Origin of the sequence: Limnobaculum allomyrinae, from assembly GCF_016649425.1 — a bacterium.
Lineage (GTDB): Bacteria > Pseudomonadota > Gammaproteobacteria > Enterobacterales > Enterobacteriaceae > Limnobaculum > Limnobaculum allomyrinae.
In genome coordinates this window covers 110,299-128,669 of the sequence record NZ_JADRCR010000010.1, presented here as the reverse complement: position 1 = coordinate 128,669, position 18,371 = coordinate 110,299, and the positions used below count along the sequence as shown (strand labels likewise).

General features: G+C 45.1%; 15 protein-coding genes. 9 read left to right on the top strand and 6 right to left on the bottom strand.

Annotated elements, in window-relative coordinates; translation table 11 throughout:
• Positions 1–480: 480 nt before the first annotated feature.
• From araC to I2494_RS16995, 4 genes are all read right to left on the bottom strand, one after another.
• The gene (araC, locus tag I2494_RS17010; protein ID WP_218468003.1) at positions 481–1,395 is read right to left on the bottom strand and encodes an arabinose operon transcriptional regulator AraC; all 915 of its coding nucleotides are present in this window, start codon (positions 1,393–1,395) and stop codon (positions 481–483) included.
• A gap of 74 nt (positions 1,396–1,469) precedes the next feature.
• Entirely contained in the window at positions 1,470–2,468 is a 999-nt protein-coding gene (araH, locus tag I2494_RS17005) for an L-arabinose ABC transporter permease AraH (protein WP_130590724.1), read from the bottom strand.
• A gap of 16 nt (positions 2,469–2,484) precedes the next feature.
• On the bottom strand, positions 2,485–4,005 hold the full coding sequence (gene araG / locus I2494_RS17000) for an L-arabinose ABC transporter ATP-binding protein AraG (protein WP_218468004.1): 1,521 nt from the start codon (positions 4,003–4,005) through the stop codon (positions 2,485–2,487).
• A gap of 150 nt (positions 4,006–4,155) precedes the next feature.
• The gene (locus I2494_RS16995; protein WP_130590726.1) at positions 4,156–5,136 is read right to left on the bottom strand and encodes an arabinose ABC transporter substrate-binding protein; all 981 of its coding nucleotides are present in this window, start codon (positions 5,134–5,136) and stop codon (positions 4,156–4,158) included.
• Between the two features lie 390 nt (positions 5,137–5,526).
• On the opposite strand from I2494_RS16995, the gene I2494_RS16990 reads away from it, so the two are divergent.
• The 4 genes from I2494_RS16990 to I2494_RS16975 all read left to right on the top strand — a co-directional run bounded on the left by I2494_RS16990 (position 5,527) and on the right by I2494_RS16975 (position 10,345).
• On the top strand, positions 5,527–7,203 hold the full coding sequence (locus I2494_RS16990) for a ribulokinase (RefSeq protein WP_218468005.1): 1,677 nt from the start codon (positions 5,527–5,529) through the stop codon (positions 7,201–7,203).
• Positions 7,204–7,261: 58 nt separating this feature from the next.
• On the top strand, positions 7,262–8,764 hold the full coding sequence (gene araA, locus I2494_RS16985) for an L-arabinose isomerase (RefSeq protein ID WP_218468006.1): 1,503 nt from the start codon (positions 7,262–7,264) through the stop codon (positions 8,762–8,764).
• 167 nt (positions 8,765–8,931) lie between these two features.
• Positions 8,932–9,627, top strand: a complete 696-nt coding sequence (gene araD, locus I2494_RS16980; RefSeq protein ID WP_218468007.1) for an L-ribulose-5-phosphate 4-epimerase — start codon at positions 8,932–8,934, stop codon at positions 9,625–9,627.
• Positions 9,628–9,892: 265 nt separating this feature from the next.
• On the top strand, positions 9,893–10,345 hold the full coding sequence (locus I2494_RS16975; protein WP_218468008.1) for a hypothetical protein: 453 nt from the start codon (positions 9,893–9,895) through the stop codon (positions 10,343–10,345).
• Between the two features lie 138 nt (positions 10,346–10,483).
• Here the strand turns inward: I2494_RS16975 and ampG are convergent, their stop codons facing one another.
• Together ampG and I2494_RS16965 are read right to left on the bottom strand one after the other, a co-directional pair.
• The gene (gene ampG, locus I2494_RS16970) at positions 10,484–11,980 is read right to left on the bottom strand and encodes a muropeptide MFS transporter AmpG (RefSeq protein ID WP_218468009.1); all 1,497 of its coding nucleotides are present in this window, start codon (positions 11,978–11,980) and stop codon (positions 10,484–10,486) included.
• A 44-nt stretch (positions 11,981–12,024) separates the two neighbouring features.
• Positions 12,025–12,606: a lipoprotein gene (locus I2494_RS16965; RefSeq protein ID WP_218468091.1), complete on the bottom strand. Its 582-nt coding sequence runs from the start codon at positions 12,604–12,606 to the stop codon at positions 12,025–12,027.
• 356 nt (positions 12,607–12,962) lie between these two features.
• Between I2494_RS16965 and I2494_RS16960 the strand changes: the two genes are divergently transcribed.
• The 5 genes from I2494_RS16960 to clpX all read left to right on the top strand — a co-directional run bounded on the left by I2494_RS16960 (position 12,963) and on the right by clpX (position 18,336).
• Positions 12,963–14,120, top strand: a complete 1,158-nt coding sequence (locus tag I2494_RS16960) for a hypothetical protein (protein WP_218468010.1) — start codon at positions 12,963–12,965, stop codon at positions 14,118–14,120.
• Positions 14,121–14,243: 123 nt separating this feature from the next.
• Complete coding sequence (bolA, locus tag I2494_RS16955; RefSeq protein ID WP_218468092.1) at positions 14,244–14,555, top strand: transcriptional regulator BolA; 312 nt, start codon at positions 14,244–14,246, stop codon at positions 14,553–14,555.
• 314 nt (positions 14,556–14,869) lie between these two features.
• Positions 14,870–16,174, top strand: a complete 1,305-nt coding sequence (gene tig / locus I2494_RS16950) for a trigger factor (RefSeq protein ID WP_218468011.1) — start codon at positions 14,870–14,872, stop codon at positions 16,172–16,174.
• 102 nt (positions 16,175–16,276) lie between these two features.
• Entirely contained in the window at positions 16,277–16,924 is a 648-nt protein-coding gene (gene clpP / locus I2494_RS16945; protein WP_130591009.1) for an ATP-dependent Clp endopeptidase proteolytic subunit ClpP, read from the top strand.
• A gap of 140 nt (positions 16,925–17,064) precedes the next feature.
• The gene (gene clpX / locus I2494_RS16940) at positions 17,065–18,336 is read left to right on the top strand and encodes an ATP-dependent protease ATP-binding subunit ClpX (RefSeq protein ID WP_218468012.1); all 1,272 of its coding nucleotides are present in this window, start codon (positions 17,065–17,067) and stop codon (positions 18,334–18,336) included.
• The last annotated feature ends 35 nt before the right edge of the window (positions 18,337–18,371 follow it).

The following is an 18,371-nucleotide window of genomic DNA, read 5'->3' as shown; positions in this document are numbered from 1 at the left end:
AGATGCCTTTTTATGTAAAAGTTGGCTATAAAATAATTATGGATTGTATCGAAGATTTTAAAATGTTGTCTATAAACCCCGTCAATACTCCTTTCCGCCACAGGACTGTAGAGTTTTAATGCCTAAATCGTTATGTATTTATTGGCTATTTATATGGATATAAATGCCACCATTCTATTTTGAGACTTGGATCACAATTGAGGTTGGTTATTTTATCTGCTATCTGAAATTTTATATCGTTTATTCAAGTTATAAATGATTAAGATTATTTAATCGTTTACTTATTGATAGATGTTTTGGCAGCTAATTATTATTTATACAGTTAGAAAAAATGATCTGAATATCAAAATTAAAAGAGTAGTTTAATATAAAAGCTGAAACGAGAAACTAATATATATAATAATGAATCAAGAGAAAAGATATTCGGAGTACACAATTTAACCGGAGTCATCGAAACATCTGACTCCGGCTAAACTGTATCTAAAGCGTTACTTCTGTCAGAGATTGATTCTCAGCGTCAGGGTAGGTGGTCAGTTCCATATTTCTACGGCGAAAATCACTGGGGCTAACGCCGACACGTTTGCGAAACACGCGGGAGAAATAGAGCTGATCGTCATAGCCCACAATACGTCCCACGCTGGCGATAGATTCCTGCGTTGTTTGTAGCAGTAGTTTAGCGCGAATGACTCGTTGGTCTTCGCGCCAGCGCAGCATATTAATACCTACCTGCTCCCGGAACAGATGTGCAAGACGCGAAGGGGAAAGGCAAACATGATTAGCAATATCTTCAATACGTACATCATCCGATAAGTTGCTGGTCATATACTGGCAGGCTTCAATAATTCGCGGATCCATAATTTTCTGCGGTGATTGAGGGTCTTCTTCAATACAGCGCAGCAGCAATCTTTCCAGCAGATTCATTGATAGCTCTTCAGACAGGCGTCTGCCGGACTGATGGGTTTGTTCGATAGAGGTAAACAGTTGCTCAAACTCTTCCTGTAGGGCTTCTGTTGGTAACGTCAGACGGCCAACGCGATTAGTCTGGCTATACCACTCCAGCCAGTCGGCCCAGTAAGCGCGTGGACGAAAGTAGATCCAACGGTGATACCAGCAATCACTGTTAGGCGAACGGCCATAGTAGTGAGCCTCTTTTGGTTGAAATAACAGCATATCGCCGGGATTGCAGTAAAATGCATTTTCACCGTCAAAAATCTGTCCCTGACCTTTAATCGTAAGATTCAGGATATAGCCCTTCATGCCGTTAGGGCGGTCAATAAAGAAGTCGAGAGGGCCATCAATGACGATGGGGGTCAGCCCGGCCACCAGATAGGCGTTAAAGGAGTATCCGGGTAACAGTGGGTTAGGTTGTGAATCAGAGACAATGCGCTGGTACAATCTTTCCTCCTAAGGCTGACATTAGATGGTGTAACATACCATACCGGGCTTAACCCGATATGGTGATGGAGTAATTATACTTTCTGTTTTGCCAGTTGCTTATAACGGTCAAAGATAACCGCTGCCAGCAGGATCAGGCCGCGTACTACATATTGATAGAATGGCGAAATATTTAACAGGTTCATCGCGTTTTCTACCGTGCCCAGAATCAGAACACCAGCAATAACATAAGATATTTTACCAATACCGCCCTTCAGTGAAACCCCACCCAACACACAAGCAGAGATAACGATTAACTCATAACCCATAGAGGTCATTGGCTGTCCGCTGGTCATCCGCGAGGCTAAGATGATACCTGCCGCCGCAGAAATTAAACCTGTCAGAGCGAAAATGATGATCTTAGTACGAATTACCGGTACACCAGCCAGACGCGCAGCTTCTTCATTACCACCAACGGCCAGAGTATTACGACCAAAGGTGGTTTTATTTAACAGAAAGCCAAACAGAATAAAGCAGAACAGGGTGATCCAGATTGGAACCGGAATGCTAAACCAACTGGTGTTACCTAACTCAAAGAAACGCTCATCTTCGATACCTACCGCTTTACCATCAGAGATGATATAGGCTAAACCACGGGCAATTTGCATCGTGGCAAGGGTAGTAATCAGGGCGTTAATTTTCAAACGCGCGATGACGAAGCCGTTGAGTAAGCCAAATGCCAGACCCAGTAATAAACCAGCACCGATGCCGATAGCCAGACTTTCTGTATGGTTGATGACGACTGCCGTCGTTACACCGGCACAGGCAATGACAGAAGCAACTGACAGGTCAAAGTCACCGGATGCCAGACAAAACAGCATGCCACAGGCCACCATACCGGACATGGAGATAGCCAGACCCAGACCACGCATATTAATCCAGGAGGCAAAGTTAGGTACAAAGACCATACAGGCAATAAACAGTACGGCGAACACTACCAGCATACCGTAGCTATCCCAGATACGGCTCAGGCTATTGCCTTTATCGCTAGCCGATGTTTTTGCCGGGGATGGGGTTGTAGTTGTTATCGACATGAAGATTTTCCTTCTCTTAGGCAACCGCATCAGCGGTGGTATTTAACATGGCTAAACTCAGGGCTTTTCCTTCGGTAGCATCGTCATGGGTTAATTCCCCTGACAGCGCACCTTCGCGCATCACCAGAATGCGATCGGCAAGGCCGAGAACTTCCGGTAAGTCACTGGAGGCAAAGACAACGGCAATACCCTGTTTTGCGAGTTCATAAATAACGTTATAGATTTCGTGTTTAGCACCAACGTCAATACCGCGCGTTGGTTCATCTAACAAAATCACTTTCATCTCTTCTGATAACCAGCGGCCAAGAATGGCTTTTTGCTGATTACCACCAGAAAGATTCATAATCAGCTGTTCTGCCGATGGGGTTTTGATGTTGAGCTCACGAATACGCCTGTCGGCGTTGCTGTTTTCCCAACTGTTATTGATCAGGCAGCCTGCACTAAGGGTTTTGCGACGTGCGCTGATATTGATATTGTCTTTTACTGAGTGAACCGGAATGATGCCCTCGGCTTTACGGTCTTCCGGACATAACATGATGCCCTGACTGATACCTTCGATAGGGGAGCTGATACTCAGCGTTTTGCCATCCAGCTCGACGCTACCACCGGTGATACGGGTCGCGCCAAAGAGTGATTTTAATAATTCACTGCGGCCAGCACCGACCAGACCGAATAAACCGACGATTTCGCCCTGACGTACCTGAAAACTAATGGGGTGCTTAACGCCCGGTGCTTTAACGCTTTTCAGTTCAAAGCGCACATCCCCTAAAGGACGAGGGCTGTAGCCATAGATGTCACCAATATCACGACCAACCATGGTTTGAACCAGTTCGTCATGGGTCAGGTTAGGAATATCGGTGAAGGTTTTCATATAGCAGCCATCTTTAAATACGGTAATGGCATCGCTAAGGGCAAAGATCTCTTCCATACGGTGGGACACATACAGAATGACGCGACCTTCTGCACGGAGTTCACGAATAACGCGGAATAGTTGTTCGATCTCTCTGGCAGACAGTGAGCTGGTTGGCTCATCAAAGGCAATGATCTTGGCGTTACGTGCCAGTGCCTTGGCTATTTCTACCATTTGCCATTGGCCGATGGAGAGATACTTAAGTGGCGTATTGGGGTCAATATCCAGCCCCAGATGCTCAAGTTGAATACTTGCCTCATAGTTGAGGATTTTTTTATTAACCACGCCGCCTTTGGTTGGCAATTGCCCTAAATAGATGTTTTCAGCGACGGTCATTTCAGGAATCAAATGCAGTTCCTGATAAATAATGGCAATACCGGAATTCAGGGCATCCATGGTGTTATTAAATTTTACCGGTTGCCCCTTAACCTTAATTTCACCCGTGGTAGGGATATAGTTGCCGCTGAGTATTTTAAGCAGCGTTGATTTTCCTGCTCCATTCTCTCCCATCAGCGCATGAACCTGACCTGGATGACAGTCAAAGCTAATGTTTTGCAGCGCTTTTACGCCTGGAAACGTTTTACTGATTTGACAAAACTCGAGATAAGGTGATTGCAGCGTAGGCATAATAAGTTCCTTAATGCTCGTACCACTTATCCGCAGGGGGCTTTTAATTGTAAACGGCCCAAAAGAAGCGACTGACGGAATAAGTATATTTTTCGATAATACGGTGTCGTATAAAGTGGGCAGATGGTTAACCATCTGCCCCATGGACAATTACAGCCCTTTCTTTTGCAGCTCAACTTTGAAGTTTTCGCGAGTAAGCAGTACTACGTCGGTAACTTCAGTGAATTTCGCTGGCTCAACACCTTTGGTTTCCCAGTTGTAGAGCATTTCAATACTCTTATAGCCGTGTACGTCCGGGCTTGGTAACAGTGAACCGTAGAAGCCGGTAGCGTTAGCTTTTGACAGCTCGTTTACCGCATCCACACCGTTGATACCAATACCGATAACGTTTTCAGGTTTGAAATTCTGACCTTCTGTTGCACGTACGCCACCCAGAATGGTGTTGTCGTTAAAGCCAACGATCAGCCAGTTTTTCACTTCCGGATGTTGTACTAACATGGAGTTAGCTGCATCAAAGGAACCTGGGATGTCGTTTGATTTGCTGGGTACCTGATAAATTTGTTTCTCAGGGAAGCCAGCGGCCTTCAACGCATCCATAGAACCAGAGGTGCGACGGCGAGCGGTATCCAGTTCGTTAGAGGTAATCGCCATTACGCCTGTTTCAGCAATGTTCCACTTACGTTTGGTCATCTCTTTCCATAACTCTTCGCCCTGACGCTCACCAATTTTTGTGGCGGCCATCATGACCAGAGGAACCGTGTCCATCGGTTTACCCTTAGCGTTAACGAACTGGTCATCAACGGTAATAACTTTCAGGTTGTAGCTTTTGGCTTTAGCAATAATTGCCGGCCCTAATTTTGGGTCTGGGGTACAAATAACAAATCCTTTCGCTCCGTTAGCCGCCAGGCTATCGATAGCATTCAGGGTTTTTTCACCGTCCGGAACGGCGATTTTGATTACGTCAAAACCGAGATCTTTACCTGCTTTATCCGCAAATGCCCACTCAGTTTGGAACCAAGGTTCTTCAGGTTGTTTAACCAGAAAGCCGAGCTTCATCGTTTCAGCGATAGCTGAATGTGACATAATCGCCGACAATCCTACAACAGCAAGGGCCTTAGTAAATTTATGCATATGTTCTATCTCTCCTGTACTTGGTCTATATAGCCTAATTGGCTGTATTTATGATATTGACTCAGCGAGATTTACTATTGTTATAACAACGGATTTCTATTTAACACGCCTGTTTTAAACGTGTTTGTATGTAATCCATAACAAAGTGGCGTAAGTTTTAACGTTTATTCGATATGATTTTTTAGAGCGCCATCACAATTGGGAATTACAGCAAGATTGTTCATATATTCAGTGGAAAAGTGATGCATTTTGATTTTGAGGTAGATCACACTCCACCTTAAGAAAGCAAGATTGTGCATATTTCTAGCTAATGCATCCTCGCCGATTTGATGGGATTTTTTTATGGTATCCCCAAACAAAAATCACCATTAATTCGTATATGAGGTTTTTATGTCAAAAGGCGCTATTGCTCTTGGGCTTGACTTCGGTAGTGACTCTGTTCGCGCTTTGGCTGTTGACTGCATAGAAGGCTCCGAGATTGCAACTGAAGTCGTCTATTATCCTCGCTGGAAGCAGGGACTATTTTGTAAACCCTCTGATAATCAGTTTCGCCACCATCCTCAGGACTATATCGAGTCCATGGAGCAGGCAATTAAAGCCGTGGTTGCCATGCTAACGCCGGAGCAGCGTAAAAGTATTGTGGGTATTGGTGTCGATACCACCGGTTCAACGCCGGCGCCTATCGATAATGAAGGGCGAGTGCTTGCCCTGCGTCCTGAGTTTGCTGATAACCCGAATGCGATGTTTGTGTTATGGAAAGACCACACCTCGATTGAAGAAGCGGAAGAGATTAACCGCTTATGCCATAGCGGAAAGTTCGATGATTACACCCGCTATATTGGTGGCGTTTATTCATCGGAATGGTTTTGGGCCAAAATTCTGCACGTTTCCCGCGCGGATGCTGCGGTACGTAATGCAGCAACGTCATGGGTTGAACTGTGTGACTGGGTTCCTGCATTATTAAGCGGCACGCAGGCGCCAACTAATCTGAAACGTAGCCGCTGTGCTGCGGGTCATAAAGCATTGTGGCATATGGACTGGAATGGTTTGCCGCCGCGTGATTTTTTACAGGCATTAGATCCTATTTTGGTTAATGACCTGACTTATCCAATGTTTACTGAAACTCACACCGCTGAGAAACCAGTAGGGCAGATCACTAAAGAGTGGGCTACACGTTTAGGCTTGCCAGAAAATGTCATGATCTCCGGGGGTGAGTTTGACTGTCATATGGGCGCCGTGGGTGCGGGTGCTCAACCCTATACGCTGGTGAAAGTGATTGGTACCTCTACCTGCGACATTCTGTTGGCGGATTATCAGTTGGTGGGTGACCGTGCCGTTGCAGGTATTTGTGGTCAGGTCGATGGTAGCGTGATTCCGGGTCTTATTGGTATGGAAGCCGGGCAGTCCGCATTTGGTGATATGTATGCCTGGTTTAGCCGTTTGCTGTCATGGCCACTTAATCATGCGGCAACTCAAAACCCTGAATTAGCCCCTGCGCTGAAGCAAATCGAATCTAATTTATTACCAGCCTTAACGGAAGCCTGGGCTCAACAGACCTCACTGGAAAAACTGCCTGTAGTGCTCGACTGGTTTAATGGTCGCAGAACGCCGTTTGCTAACCAGCGTCTGAAAGGTGTTATTACAGATCTAAACTTAGGTACCGACGCACCAACTCTGTTTGGCGGGTTTATTGCTTCTACAGCCTTTGGTGCCCGCGCCATCATGGAGTGTTTTGTCGAGCAGGATATTCCCGTGGAGAACGTACTGGCATTAGGTGGTATTGCCCGTAAATCTCCGGTGATCATGCAGGTTTGTACTGATGTAATGAATCGCCCATTGCAAATTGTTGAATCCGATCAGTGTTGCGCTCTCGGTGCCGCCATTTTTGCAGCGGTAGCTGCCGGTGTTCACGCGTCGATACAGGATGCTCAACAGCATATGGCGAGCCCAATTGAACGCACGTTGACACCGGATCCACAGCGTGCAGCGCAGTATGAAAAACTTTATCAGCGTTATCAGCAGTGGGGCAAAGTTGCAGAGCCTTGTTATGCGGCCAAAGCAGAATAATGCTGTACTGAATTTTGATTTAGCCTGCTGAAAAAGCAGGCTCTTTATAGGAGTTTATATGAACGTCTTTAATCAGTTAGAAGTTTGGTTTGTTATCGGTAGTCAACATCTGTATGGGCCAAAAACGCTGCAACAAGTGAGTCAACAGGCTCAGGAAGTGGTTGATGGTTTAAATAAACAAGCTAGATTACCGATCAAGTTAGTGATCAAACCGCTGGCGACCACGCCGGATGAGATTGTAAACCTGTGCCGGGAAGCGAACTACGCCCAAAGTTGTGTAGGTATCGTCACCTGGTTGCACACATTCTCTCCGGCCAGAATGTGGATTGCCGGTTTAAGCCTGCTGGAAAAGCCGTTATTACAGCTCCACACCCAATACAGTAATGAAATTCCATGGGGCACCATTGATATGGACTTTATGAACCTGAACCAAACCGCCCACGGCGGTCGTGAGTTCGGTTTCATTGGTGCACGTATGCGTAATGAGTACACCGCGGTAGTGGGCTCGTGGAAAGATAAAGAAGTACACCACAAGCTGGATCGCTGGATGCGTGTTGCTGCCGGTATTTATGAAAGCAAAAACCTGAAGGTTGCACGCTTTGGCGACAATATGCGTGAAGTTGCGGTAACGGAAGGTAACAAGGTTTCTGCACAGATCAAATTTGGTTATGCGGTAAACGGTTATGGCTTAGGGGATCTGGTATCGGTAGTGGATGCCGTTTCTAAAGGTGAGATCGATGCATTGGTGGAAGAGTATGAAGCCACTTATCGTCTGACTGATGTGGTTAAAGTCAATGGTGCTAAACGCAGTAATCTGCTGGATGCCGCCCGTATTGAACTGGGTCTGAAAAAATTCCTGGAGCAGGGTAAGTTTGGTGCTTTCACCACTACATTTGAAAACCTGTACGGATTAAAACAGCTGCCGGGATTATCAGTACAGCGCTTAATGCAACAGGGCTATGGCTTTGGTGCCGAAGGCGACTGGAAAACCGCTGCGCTGCTGCGCATTATGAAGGTTATGGCAAGTGGAATGAAGGGCGGGACTTCCTTTATGGAAGACTACACCTATAACTTTGCGGCGGGTAATGACCTGGTATTAGGTTCTCACATGCTGGAAGTTTGCCCGTCTATCGCCAGCGAAGAGAAACCACTGCTGGATGTTCAGCATCTGGGGATTGGTGGTAAAGACGATCCGGCTCGTTTGATCTTCTCTGCTCCGGCAGGCCCGGCGCTGAACGCCAGTCTGATTGATATGGGTGATCGTTTCCGCCTGCTGGTGAATACGGTTGATACCGTTAAGCCACCACATGACCTGCCTAAGCTTCCGGTTGCTCACGCAGTATGGAAAACCCATCCATCGCTGGATGTCGCGGTTGAAGCCTGGATTCTGGCTGGCGGTGCGCACCATACGGTATTCACTCAGGCGCTGGATGTTGAGCATCTGCGTATCTATGCTGAAATGTGCGGCATTGAGATGCTGGTGATCGGTCAGGACACAGAAATTCCGGCATTTAAGAATGAGATCCGCTGGAATGAGGTTTATTACAAGCTGTGTCGCTAAGTGATATCGGGTAATAAACCAAACATCATATTGATAACGATTGATGTTTGAATTGAAAGAGTAATCAAGCTGGCCCTCAGGCATCACTGTCCGGGGGCAATTCTCTTTCAATAGTGAGCTGAATTTAACTGCTAATTTAGAAAGAAAAGATTAAAAGGCAAACGAATATGTATCAGCAACTGAAGAAACAGGTTTTAGAGGCTAATCTGGCTTTACCCCGTCATCATTTAGTGACCTTTACCTGGGGAAACGTCAGTGGAGTCGATCGTGAACGCGGTGTGATCGTGATTAAGCCGTCAGGTGTTGAGTATGAACATATGACCGCTGACGATATGGTGGTAGTGAGTCTGGAAACCGGGAAAGTTGTAGAAGGCAGCAAAAAGCCTTCATCGGATACCGAAACCCACTTGGCGTTGTATCGGGCATTTCCTGAAATTGGTGGAATTGTACATACTCACTCTCGTCATGCCACGATTTGGGCGCAGGCTGGACGTGATTTACCTGCATGGGGAACCACCCACGCAGATTATTTCTATGGTCCAATTCCTTGTACCAGAAGAATGACGCCGGCAGAAATAGCAGGGGAGTATGAGCTGGAAACCGGTAATGTGATTATCGAAACGTTTAAAGTTCTGGGGATCAACGCTAAAGATGTTCCGGCTGTGTTGGTTAATTCTCACGGTCCTTTTGCCTGGGGAACCGATCCGGACAATGCTGTGCATAACGCGGTAGTGCTGGAAGAGATCGCCTATATGAATCTGTTTACCCGCCAGCTAACGCCAGATTTAGGTGAAATGCAGCAGGAGTTGTTGGATAAACACTATCTACGTAAGCATGGTAAGAATGCTTATTACGGGCAGTAAAAATAACCATGTCCTGAAGCACCCACTTATCGTTTGGGTGCTTCCCATCTGTTTATCTTTAATCTTATTAAGGAATTTATTTTATATAGTCTTCTGATGCGATTAGGTTACTTATTACCAATCCTGAAATAATCTAACTCAATAATTCTATTGATATTACTGGCAAATCTATTATTACTGATAATGTTATCAGCTGTCGCTATTCTGTTTTTCTGTCACGCTGGTGCTGGCATATTGCAAGCCCATTAAAAATAGTGAAGTCATTATGAAATTGAATAAAAAATTTTTAGTTATCTTGAGTATCGCATTGCTGATTATTTTCTATTTCAGTCGATTGGCTCCGACGATTTATTTACATAATAATACTAATAATGATTTATATATCTATACGATGCAGCATACAGGCAGTATGGAACCAACATTAGAAGAGTTACAACAATTAAAACGAATCAACGTTATTAGGCCAAATGAACAATTATCACTGCCTGTTTCAATCTCTTATTTTGAAGATTCTGAGTTATTTTCAAAATGGAAGATCGGTTCTCAATCAGGGAATGGCGGGAGTATCATGGCTTACATTAACGATTCAAAAGGAGTTTGTGCTCTTGAGGTCTTCATAAAAGAGAATTCAATAGAGGTAACAGATAAAAAGGCTATTTACTGTGCTCAAAAAGTATTGATTTCTCAAAAAACGATTGGGGATCAAGTGGTAGAATAGTCAAACCAATCTCAAAATTGTCAGGACGATGATGAAAAGATTGGGGGTAACCGTGAGCATTCTGAAATTTCTTATCAATATGATAATAAATGTTTTTATTATCGGTTTTAGAGCACCTGTAATTCAGGTGCTCTAAAGTTACTCTATGCTTTTAGTCACTTCTGATGGTTCTTTCCTGATGGATTTATAATCCAACCAACAACCTATCAATATCCCCATCAGACACAACAGGCCGCCAATATTTAACAGCGCTTCTTTTATATAATAGAGAGAACTGAATTCAGTCGCGGACCGGAACAGCAATATCAGCCATGCCCACAGCATAATTGCACCGGCGATAACTAATCGGATAGCCAACTGATACTGACGGGAAAAATGTATTCTGGGCATAAAGCTATCTGTTTGCTGGGTATGTTCCAGCGTTTGACGGCATACCGCCAGCAGTAGCAATCCGGGAACTGCCATTACAATGGTAAACAGATAGAACAGCGGCCAGTTGTAATGCTCAACAAACCAACCGGCAACCGGGCCAACATAAACCCGACCAACAGCGGACAACGCCGAGAGCAGGGCAAACTGAGTGGCGGAGAATGATTTATTACACAGGGTCATTAGCAGAGCAACAAAGGCTGCGGTACCCATTCCTCCACACAGATTCTCAAAGAAAATCGCGCTGCCCATGGTGATAATATTCTTATCAGTTACCGCCAGAATCCAGTAACCAAAATTGGATACCGCCTGCAAAATACCGAACAGCATCAGCGAGCGAAACAGCGTTAATCTCTGCATCAGAATGCCGCCAATCAGCACACCAATGATAGTGGCAAACAGGCCCAGTGTTTTATTGACCAGACCGACTTCACCGGCGTTAAAGCCTACGCCGCGAATCAGGAACGTGGTACTTAAACTACCGGCAAAAGCGTCACCCATCTTATACAGCACGATTAGCAGCAGAATCAGCCAGGCATTATTACGTCCAAAGAAATCTTTTAGTGGCTCAACCACTGCCTGCTCAATGGTTTTAGGGGTTGAGGCTATGGTCTCAGGCTCTTTTGCCCACAGGGTGGCAATAATACCAATAACCATTAGCAACGCCATTAGCCAATAGGTTGCGCGCCAGCCCAGATAATAATGGGCAATCCACAGCGCCAGCCCACCAGAAACTAACATGGCTAAACGATAGCCTAATACCGAAATAGCCGCACCGTTTCCCCGCTGATCTGCCGGCAGTACGTCGGTTTTGTAGGCATCAAACACAATGTCCTGAGAGGCGGAGAAAAAGGCAATCATTACCGCCAGCGCTGCCATTAACCATAAATCGTGCTGAGGGTCCAGACAGCCAATGGCAAAAATCAGAATAACCAGCGCCACCTGAGTTAGCAGCATCCAGCCACGACGACGGCCAAGAAATGGCAAGCTGTAGCGGTCCATTAACGGTGACCATAGGAACTTAAAAACGTAGGCCTGCCCAACTAAAGAGAAGAAACCAATGGTGGTTAAATCCAGACCTGCCACCGTCATCCAGGCTTGCAGGGTGCCTGAGGTTAAGGCCAACGGCAGGCCAGATGCAAAACCAAGCAGTAGCAATACCGCGGTATTACGTTGAGTAAACGCTTTAAAATAGTAATTAGTCATAGAATCAGAAACCCCTGTCGATTTGAGCAGGGGTTGGTACTGGATTAACTGCGCGCATTTTGACGGATAAAGTCGCTGATGCTGGTATCCTGCGCCATTTCATTGATCATATCGGTTAACGCCTCATTAATAACATTCTCGATGTTTTTATTGCTGGCGGTAAAGGCACCCTTGGTGTTGTGGGTAGTGCGGAAGTTTTTAGTCTGTTGTTGGCCATTTTTTGCCTGGCTAACGATTGAGATATCCACTTTGGTGACGATGTTATAGCGTAAGTCACCTTCCTGCACGTCGGCGTACAGATTATTGATAATGATCTGTACATTAACGCTACCTTCCGGACCTACCATATAGCCACGGGCGCGCAGTTGCTTCTCTAATGCTTCCTGCAGCAGAAAACGCATATCTCTTGAAGGCGTTAAGGTTAACAGTTGACCTTCACGATTCACTTTAGCTAAAGCACTATCCTGACGCTGATCTGCACTGGTGATACTAATGGTAGCTCCCATCAGCGATGGATCTTGCTGAGGAAGGTTCATGGTTGGGTTGATATTCAATGTAGTATCCGGACGAGCACAGCCGGCCAGAATAAATAGCGCTATTAATGGAAACAGAATACGCTGTGGCAGAGTCATTTTTTTCACGGTAAACCTTTTAAATTCAATTTATTATCCATATACCGCTTTGATGATGGCATCATCAACTAATACCTGAGCCTAATCAGAGGTCAGAGCGGCTTGTGAGTTGGTTTAGTCACCTGCATTGTTAATCATACTGCCGAGATAAACCGTGGTACAAATAAGACCGATGCCTATCATATCATTGCTCTGGTGATGAGGAAGAGGGGAAATGATAATATCGCGCAGGTTAATGTGTTTTTATTGATTCTCGGAGTAAATAGGGTACTGAGGTGGTCTGGTAGTTTGTCCAGACGTCAGTAAGCCATATGTTGACATATAGCGTCAGAATAAACGGATGAGTAATTATGTCTAAATGGATGAGTAAAATGGTGGCGAAACGTTATCGATACTTAAACTGGCTACCATTTATCGTAGCATTATGTGGCATCCTCTTTTGCTTTTCTTTTGTTGGCATAATTCTTTCTCTGATTGCGGCAGTGGGTACATCGTTATTACTGCAAAAGCTCTATGCGCTGCCTGAAATAAAGGAAGCGTTATCACTAAACCATACGACCCGGCGTTTAGTCTCTGATTTCAATCCGGACATGGTCAGTCAAAACAGAATAGTCGAGGATGACAGACTAGTATCCTGGGGTGAAATTGCTATGGGTGGGCCTGAGTACTTCACTTATCTGCTGCGTGATGGGGCATTAATTCAGGATATTTCTTCTGAGTGGGTAGATTTGGCTGAAGGTCAGTATCGTATCGCAATGATGGACGCCCGCAAAAATCAACGTTGGGTCATTTATAGTGAATCGGATAGATGTTTATATTTTTTTGATGCGCCGGAATTAACTAAACGTTATTTGCAACTGGTTAATTCCCCCAAATCAATGCCTTTATTGCTTGAATCTTTAACGCTGGGTACAAAGGTTATGTTACGTGAATTCAGAGGAATATGGTTACTACCCGAATTAGTGCCTGCCTCAATTCCGGAAAAGCTAAGCTACCAATTAAACAGTGGCGCTATTTTAGAAGCCAGACTGGCGTTGCCAACAAATTTACGTACCCTTTGTTCTCCCGAGCGGGTATTGAACAGTTGTTGTTATGTGCTCTATCTTGATGGTAACAACACAGGAAAGTATGTTTTAGATCTTGATAATGTGGTGGAAAGTGAAAGTGGTCATGTTTATGCAATTGAAAGTATTAGTTTAAATCGTGATATGACAGTTAAAGATGGTCAGTGGTCTATTTTTAGCTCTGGCCAATGCAGAACCTTGTTGGGTTATGCCGTTCATCAAGGCCATCATGTTTCCAGGCAGGTATTTTTTATACAGATTACCCATATTGATGATAGTGGTGTGGCGACATGTTATTTGCGTAATTGGGAGCCGCTACAGTCTGATGATAACGGCTCCGACTCGACAAACAACGTTGAGCTAACGGTAGACTGGCAAGTAAACCCTATAGTTGCAACGGTTGAGGAAAAGAGCATTATGCTGGCTTTTCCTGTTACAGGATAAAATCAGAGAAAGTACAGCGTATGACAGGCAAGATTGCTAATGATGTACTTTAATTGCATTGATGATAAAAAGACAAAACTCAAAAACAGCAATAAATCGACAAGAGATAAGTTGGATAACCTGATGATACAAGACGTTATTAAACAAAAGTTAGCCGTGCTGAAGCCGCTGTTTATTGAAGTGGTCAATGAAAGTTATCAACATAATGTACCGGCGGGTTCAGAAAGCCATTTTAAAGTTGTGATTGTCTCTGACAGCTTTGTCGGGCAGCGTCTGATTGCTCGCCATCGTGTGATTTATCAGTTGCTGGCTCAGGAGATGCAACAGCCAATTCATGCACTGGCTTTGCATACCTATACGCCTGACGAATGGCAGAAACAGCAGGATTCCGTACCAGACTCACCTGAGTGTCATGGCGGTAGCCGTTTTTCATAGCGGTGAATCAGAATGGAAATGGAGCCTGATATCCATAAAACAGGGCAATAACCATCGGTTGGGTAACGTTTCGGGAACTGAATCACGATTTATCTGGTACTAACTCCCTCTCTTTTCTCGACTCATCATCAATGCGCGGCTATAATGCTGCGTCTAATTTTCCGGACTTTATTCGGGATGCTTCCGACAATAAGGGATAGGGTACCGTAAGCGCGGCCGTCCCGGTCTTAAGAAACGTTTTCAAATTTGCCTGGTGCAATATTGAAAATCGCTTCTGGAGTTGACCGAGCACTGTGATTTTTTGAGGTAACAAGATGCAAGTTTCCGTTGAAACAACTCAAGGCCTAGGGCGCCGTCTATCAATCGCTGTTGCGGCTGACGTGATTGAAGAAGCAGTAAAAAAAGAGCTGGTAGATATTGCCAAGAAAGTACGTATCGACGGCTTCCGTAAAGGAAAAGTACCAATGAATATTATCGCTCAGCGTTATGGTGCTTCTGCGCGCCAGGACGTGCTGGGTGAATTGATGCAGCGTCATTTCATTGATGCCATCATCAAAGAAAAAATCAATCCGGCTGGCGCACCGAAATATGTACCGGGCGAATACAAGCTGGGTGAAGACTTCAACTACTCTGTAGAGTTTGAAGTGTATCCGGAAGTAGAACTGAAAGACTTAAATACCATTGAAGTTGAAAAACCAGTGGTTAACGTGGGCGAAGCTGACGTTGAGACCATGCTGGATACTTTACGCAAGCAGCAAGCAATCTGGAAAGAGACTGATGACCAGGCTAAAGCTGAAGATCGCGTAACGGTAGATTTCACCGGTTCTATTGACGGTGAAGAGTTCGAAGGTGGTAAAGCCGCTGATTTCGTACTGGCCATGGGCCAGGGTCGCATGATCCCAGGCTTTGAAGAAGGCATTGTGGGTCATAAGAAAGGCGAAGAGTTTACTATCGACGTTAACTTCCCTGATGACTACCATGCAGAAAACCTGAAAGGCAAAGCGGCTAAGTTCGCTATCGTTCTGAAGAAAGTAGAAGAGCGTGAGCTGCCAGAATTCACTCCGGAGTTTATTTCTCGCTTTGGCGTTGCTGACGGTACTCTGGATGGCTTAAAAGCGGAAGTTCGTAAAAATATGGAACGCGAGCTGAAAGGCGCTATCCGTAACCGCGTTAAGACTCAGGTTATCGACGGTCTGATCAAAACCAATGATGTAGATGTTCCTGCTTCACTGGTTGATGGTGAAATCGACGTACTGCGTCAACAAGCAGCACAACGTTTTGGTGGCAACCAACAGCAAGCGATGGAATTACCTCGCGAACTGTTCGAAGAGCAAGCTAAACGTCGCGTTGTAGTGGGTTTACTGTTAGGCGAAGTGATTCGTAAGAATGAACTAAAAGCTGACCAGACTCGCGTTAATGCACTGATTGAAGAAATGGCTTCTGCGTATGAAGATCCACAAGAAGTAATTGAGTTCTATAATAAGAACAGTGAACTGATGAACAACATGCGCAATGTTGCTTTGGAAGAAGAAGCAGTAGAAACACTGCTGGCTAATGCTAAAGTAACTGAAAAGGCCATGTCATTCAGCGAGCTAATGAACCAGACTCCAGCTGCATGATAATGCTTTGAGAGCAGACAGAAAGTTGACTTAGTCGCTATTCTTCTGCAAATATGGCTCGGAGGCTCTGTTTCCGGGCCATTTTTCTATCAGGAGACCCCAATGTCCTACAGTGGCAAGTTAGATAATTTTTCATCAGATATGGAACAGCCTATGGCACCTCACATGGCGTTAGTACCAATGGTGGTTGAACAGACTTCCCGCGGGGAGCGTTCTTACGATATTTTTTCTCGTCTGTTAAAGGAACGTATCGTTTTCCTTAATGGTCAGATTGAAGACCATATGGCTAATCTAATTGTGGCTCAGTTACTGTTTCTGGAAGCTGAAAACCCGGAAAAAGATATTTTCATGTATATCAACTCACCGGGTGGCGTAATTACTTCTGGTATGTCTATTTATGACACCATGCAGTTTATTAAGCCGGATGTTAGTACCATGTGTTTGGGTCAGGCTTGTTCAATGGGTGCATTCCTGTTAACGGCGGGTGCGGCAGGCAAACGTTTATGTTTACCAAATGCTCGCGTCATGATCCACCAACCATTAGGTGGCTACAGAGGGCAGGCTTCAGACATTCAGATTCATGCGGAAGAGATCCTGAAGATCAAAGCTAAAATGAATCAGCTGATGTCCCATCATAGCGGAAAGCCACTTGAAGATATCGAACGTGATACCGATCGCGACAGATTCCTGTCCGCTCAGGAAGCGTTGGAATACGGTTTGATCGATGAGATCGTTACCTCAAGGGTATAATCATTATCCCTGACATTGAGTCTGTTTAGCGCCTACACTTAATATAAACAGGTAGGCGGCAGTAGCTGCCGAATATGGGTATGCGTCAGGGAAAGTGAAGCAGGATGCACAAAGAAAGTTTAAATTTATGAGGTTTACTGATGACAGATAAGGGCAAAGACGGTTCAGGAAAGCTGCTGTACTGCACCTTCTGTGGTAAAAGCCAGCACGAAGTTCGCAAGTTAATCGCTGGTCCGTCAGTGTATATCTGCGATGAATGTGTCGACTTATGTAACGATATTATTCGCGAAGAGATTAAAGAATTAATCCCACACAGAGAGCGCAATGCACTGCCTACACCACATGAAATCCGTCAGCATCTTGACGATTATGTGATTGGGCAAGAGCAGGCTAAAAAGGTTCTGGCGGTTGCGGTTTATAATCACTATAAGCGTTTACGTAATAGTGATAGCAGTCACGATGTTGAATTAGGTAAAAGTAATATTTTGCTGATCGGCCCAACGGGTAGCGGCAAGACATTACTGGCGGAAACGCTGGCACGTTTTCTGGATGTGCCATTTACCATGGCGGATGCAACCACATTAACGGAAGCTGGCTATGTGGGTGAAGATGTTGAAAACATCATTCAAAAGCTGCTGCAAAAATGTGATTACGATGTTGAGAAGGCTCAGCGTGGTATCGTTTATATCGATGAAATCGATAAGATTTCCCGCAAATCAGACAACCCGTCTATTACCCGTGATGTTTCCGGTGAAGGCGTACAGCAAGCGCTGTTGAAACTGATTGAAGGTACCATTGCTGCTGTTCCTCCACAGGGTGGACGTAAACATCCACAGCAAGAGTTCTTACAGGTAGATACCTCTAAGATTCTGTTTATCTGTGGTGGTGCGTTTGCCGGGCTGGATAAAGTTATCGGCATGCGTATTGAAACCGGTACCGGTATCGGCTTTGGTGCAACGGTGAAAAAAGCATCCGACAAAGCAACTGAAGGCGAGCTGTTTAAGCAGGTTGAACCGGGTGATTTGATCAAGTACGGTTTGATCCCTGAGTTTATCGGTCGTCTGCCGGTAGTGGCTACGCTGGGTGAACTGGATGAGCAGGCGCTGATTCAGATTCTGAAAGAGCCTAAAAATGCGTTAACCAAGCAGTATCAGGCGTTATTCCACCTTGAAAACGTTGAGCTGGAGTTCCGTGATGAAGCGCTGGAAGCCATCGCTAAAAAAGCGATGTCACGCAAAACGGGTGCTCGTGGCCTGCGTTCAATTGTGGAAGCGGCATTGCTTAACACCATGTACGACATTCCTTCCATGGAAAACGTTGATAAAGTAGTGATTGATGCTTCGGTTATTGAAAATAATACCGATCCACTCCTGATCTACAGCCAGGCGGAAGCTCAGGCGTCAGGTGAGTAATCGATAAAACCATTGTCAGTTTTCAATAAAATAGG

Excerpts from the sequence above, each read along its gene's own strand:
- araH (WP_130590724.1), bottom strand. The coding sequence starts at position 2,468 with ATGTCGATAACAACTACAACCCCATCCCCGGCAAAAACATCGGCTAGC.
- araG (WP_218468004.1), bottom strand. The coding sequence starts at position 4,005 with ATGCCTACGCTGCAATCACCTTATCTCGAGTTTTGTCAAATCAGTAAA.
- I2494_RS16995 (WP_130590726.1), bottom strand. The coding sequence starts at position 5,136 with ATGCATAAATTTACTAAGGCCCTTGCTGTTGTAGGATTGTCGGCGATT.
- I2494_RS16990 (WP_218468005.1), top strand. The coding sequence starts at position 5,527 with ATGTCAAAAGGCGCTATTGCTCTTGGGCTTGACTTCGGTAGTGACTCT.
- araA (WP_218468006.1), top strand. The coding sequence starts at position 7,262 with ATGAACGTCTTTAATCAGTTAGAAGTTTGGTTTGTTATCGGTAGTCAA.
- araD (WP_218468007.1), top strand. The coding sequence starts at position 8,932 with ATGTATCAGCAACTGAAGAAACAGGTTTTAGAGGCTAATCTGGCTTTA.
- I2494_RS16975 (WP_218468008.1), top strand. The coding sequence starts at position 9,893 with ATGAAATTGAATAAAAAATTTTTAGTTATCTTGAGTATCGCATTGCTG.
- ampG (WP_218468009.1), bottom strand. The coding sequence starts at position 11,980 with ATGACTAATTACTATTTTAAAGCGTTTACTCAACGTAATACCGCGGTA.
- I2494_RS16960 (WP_218468010.1), top strand. The coding sequence starts at position 12,963 with ATGTCTAAATGGATGAGTAAAATGGTGGCGAAACGTTATCGATACTTA.
- bolA (WP_218468092.1), top strand. The coding sequence starts at position 14,244 with ATGATACAAGACGTTATTAAACAAAAGTTAGCCGTGCTGAAGCCGCTG.
- tig (WP_218468011.1), top strand. The coding sequence starts at position 14,870 with ATGCAAGTTTCCGTTGAAACAACTCAAGGCCTAGGGCGCCGTCTATCA.
- clpP (WP_130591009.1), top strand. The coding sequence starts at position 16,277 with ATGTCCTACAGTGGCAAGTTAGATAATTTTTCATCAGATATGGAACAG.
- clpX (WP_218468012.1), top strand. The coding sequence starts at position 17,065 with ATGACAGATAAGGGCAAAGACGGTTCAGGAAAGCTGCTGTACTGCACC.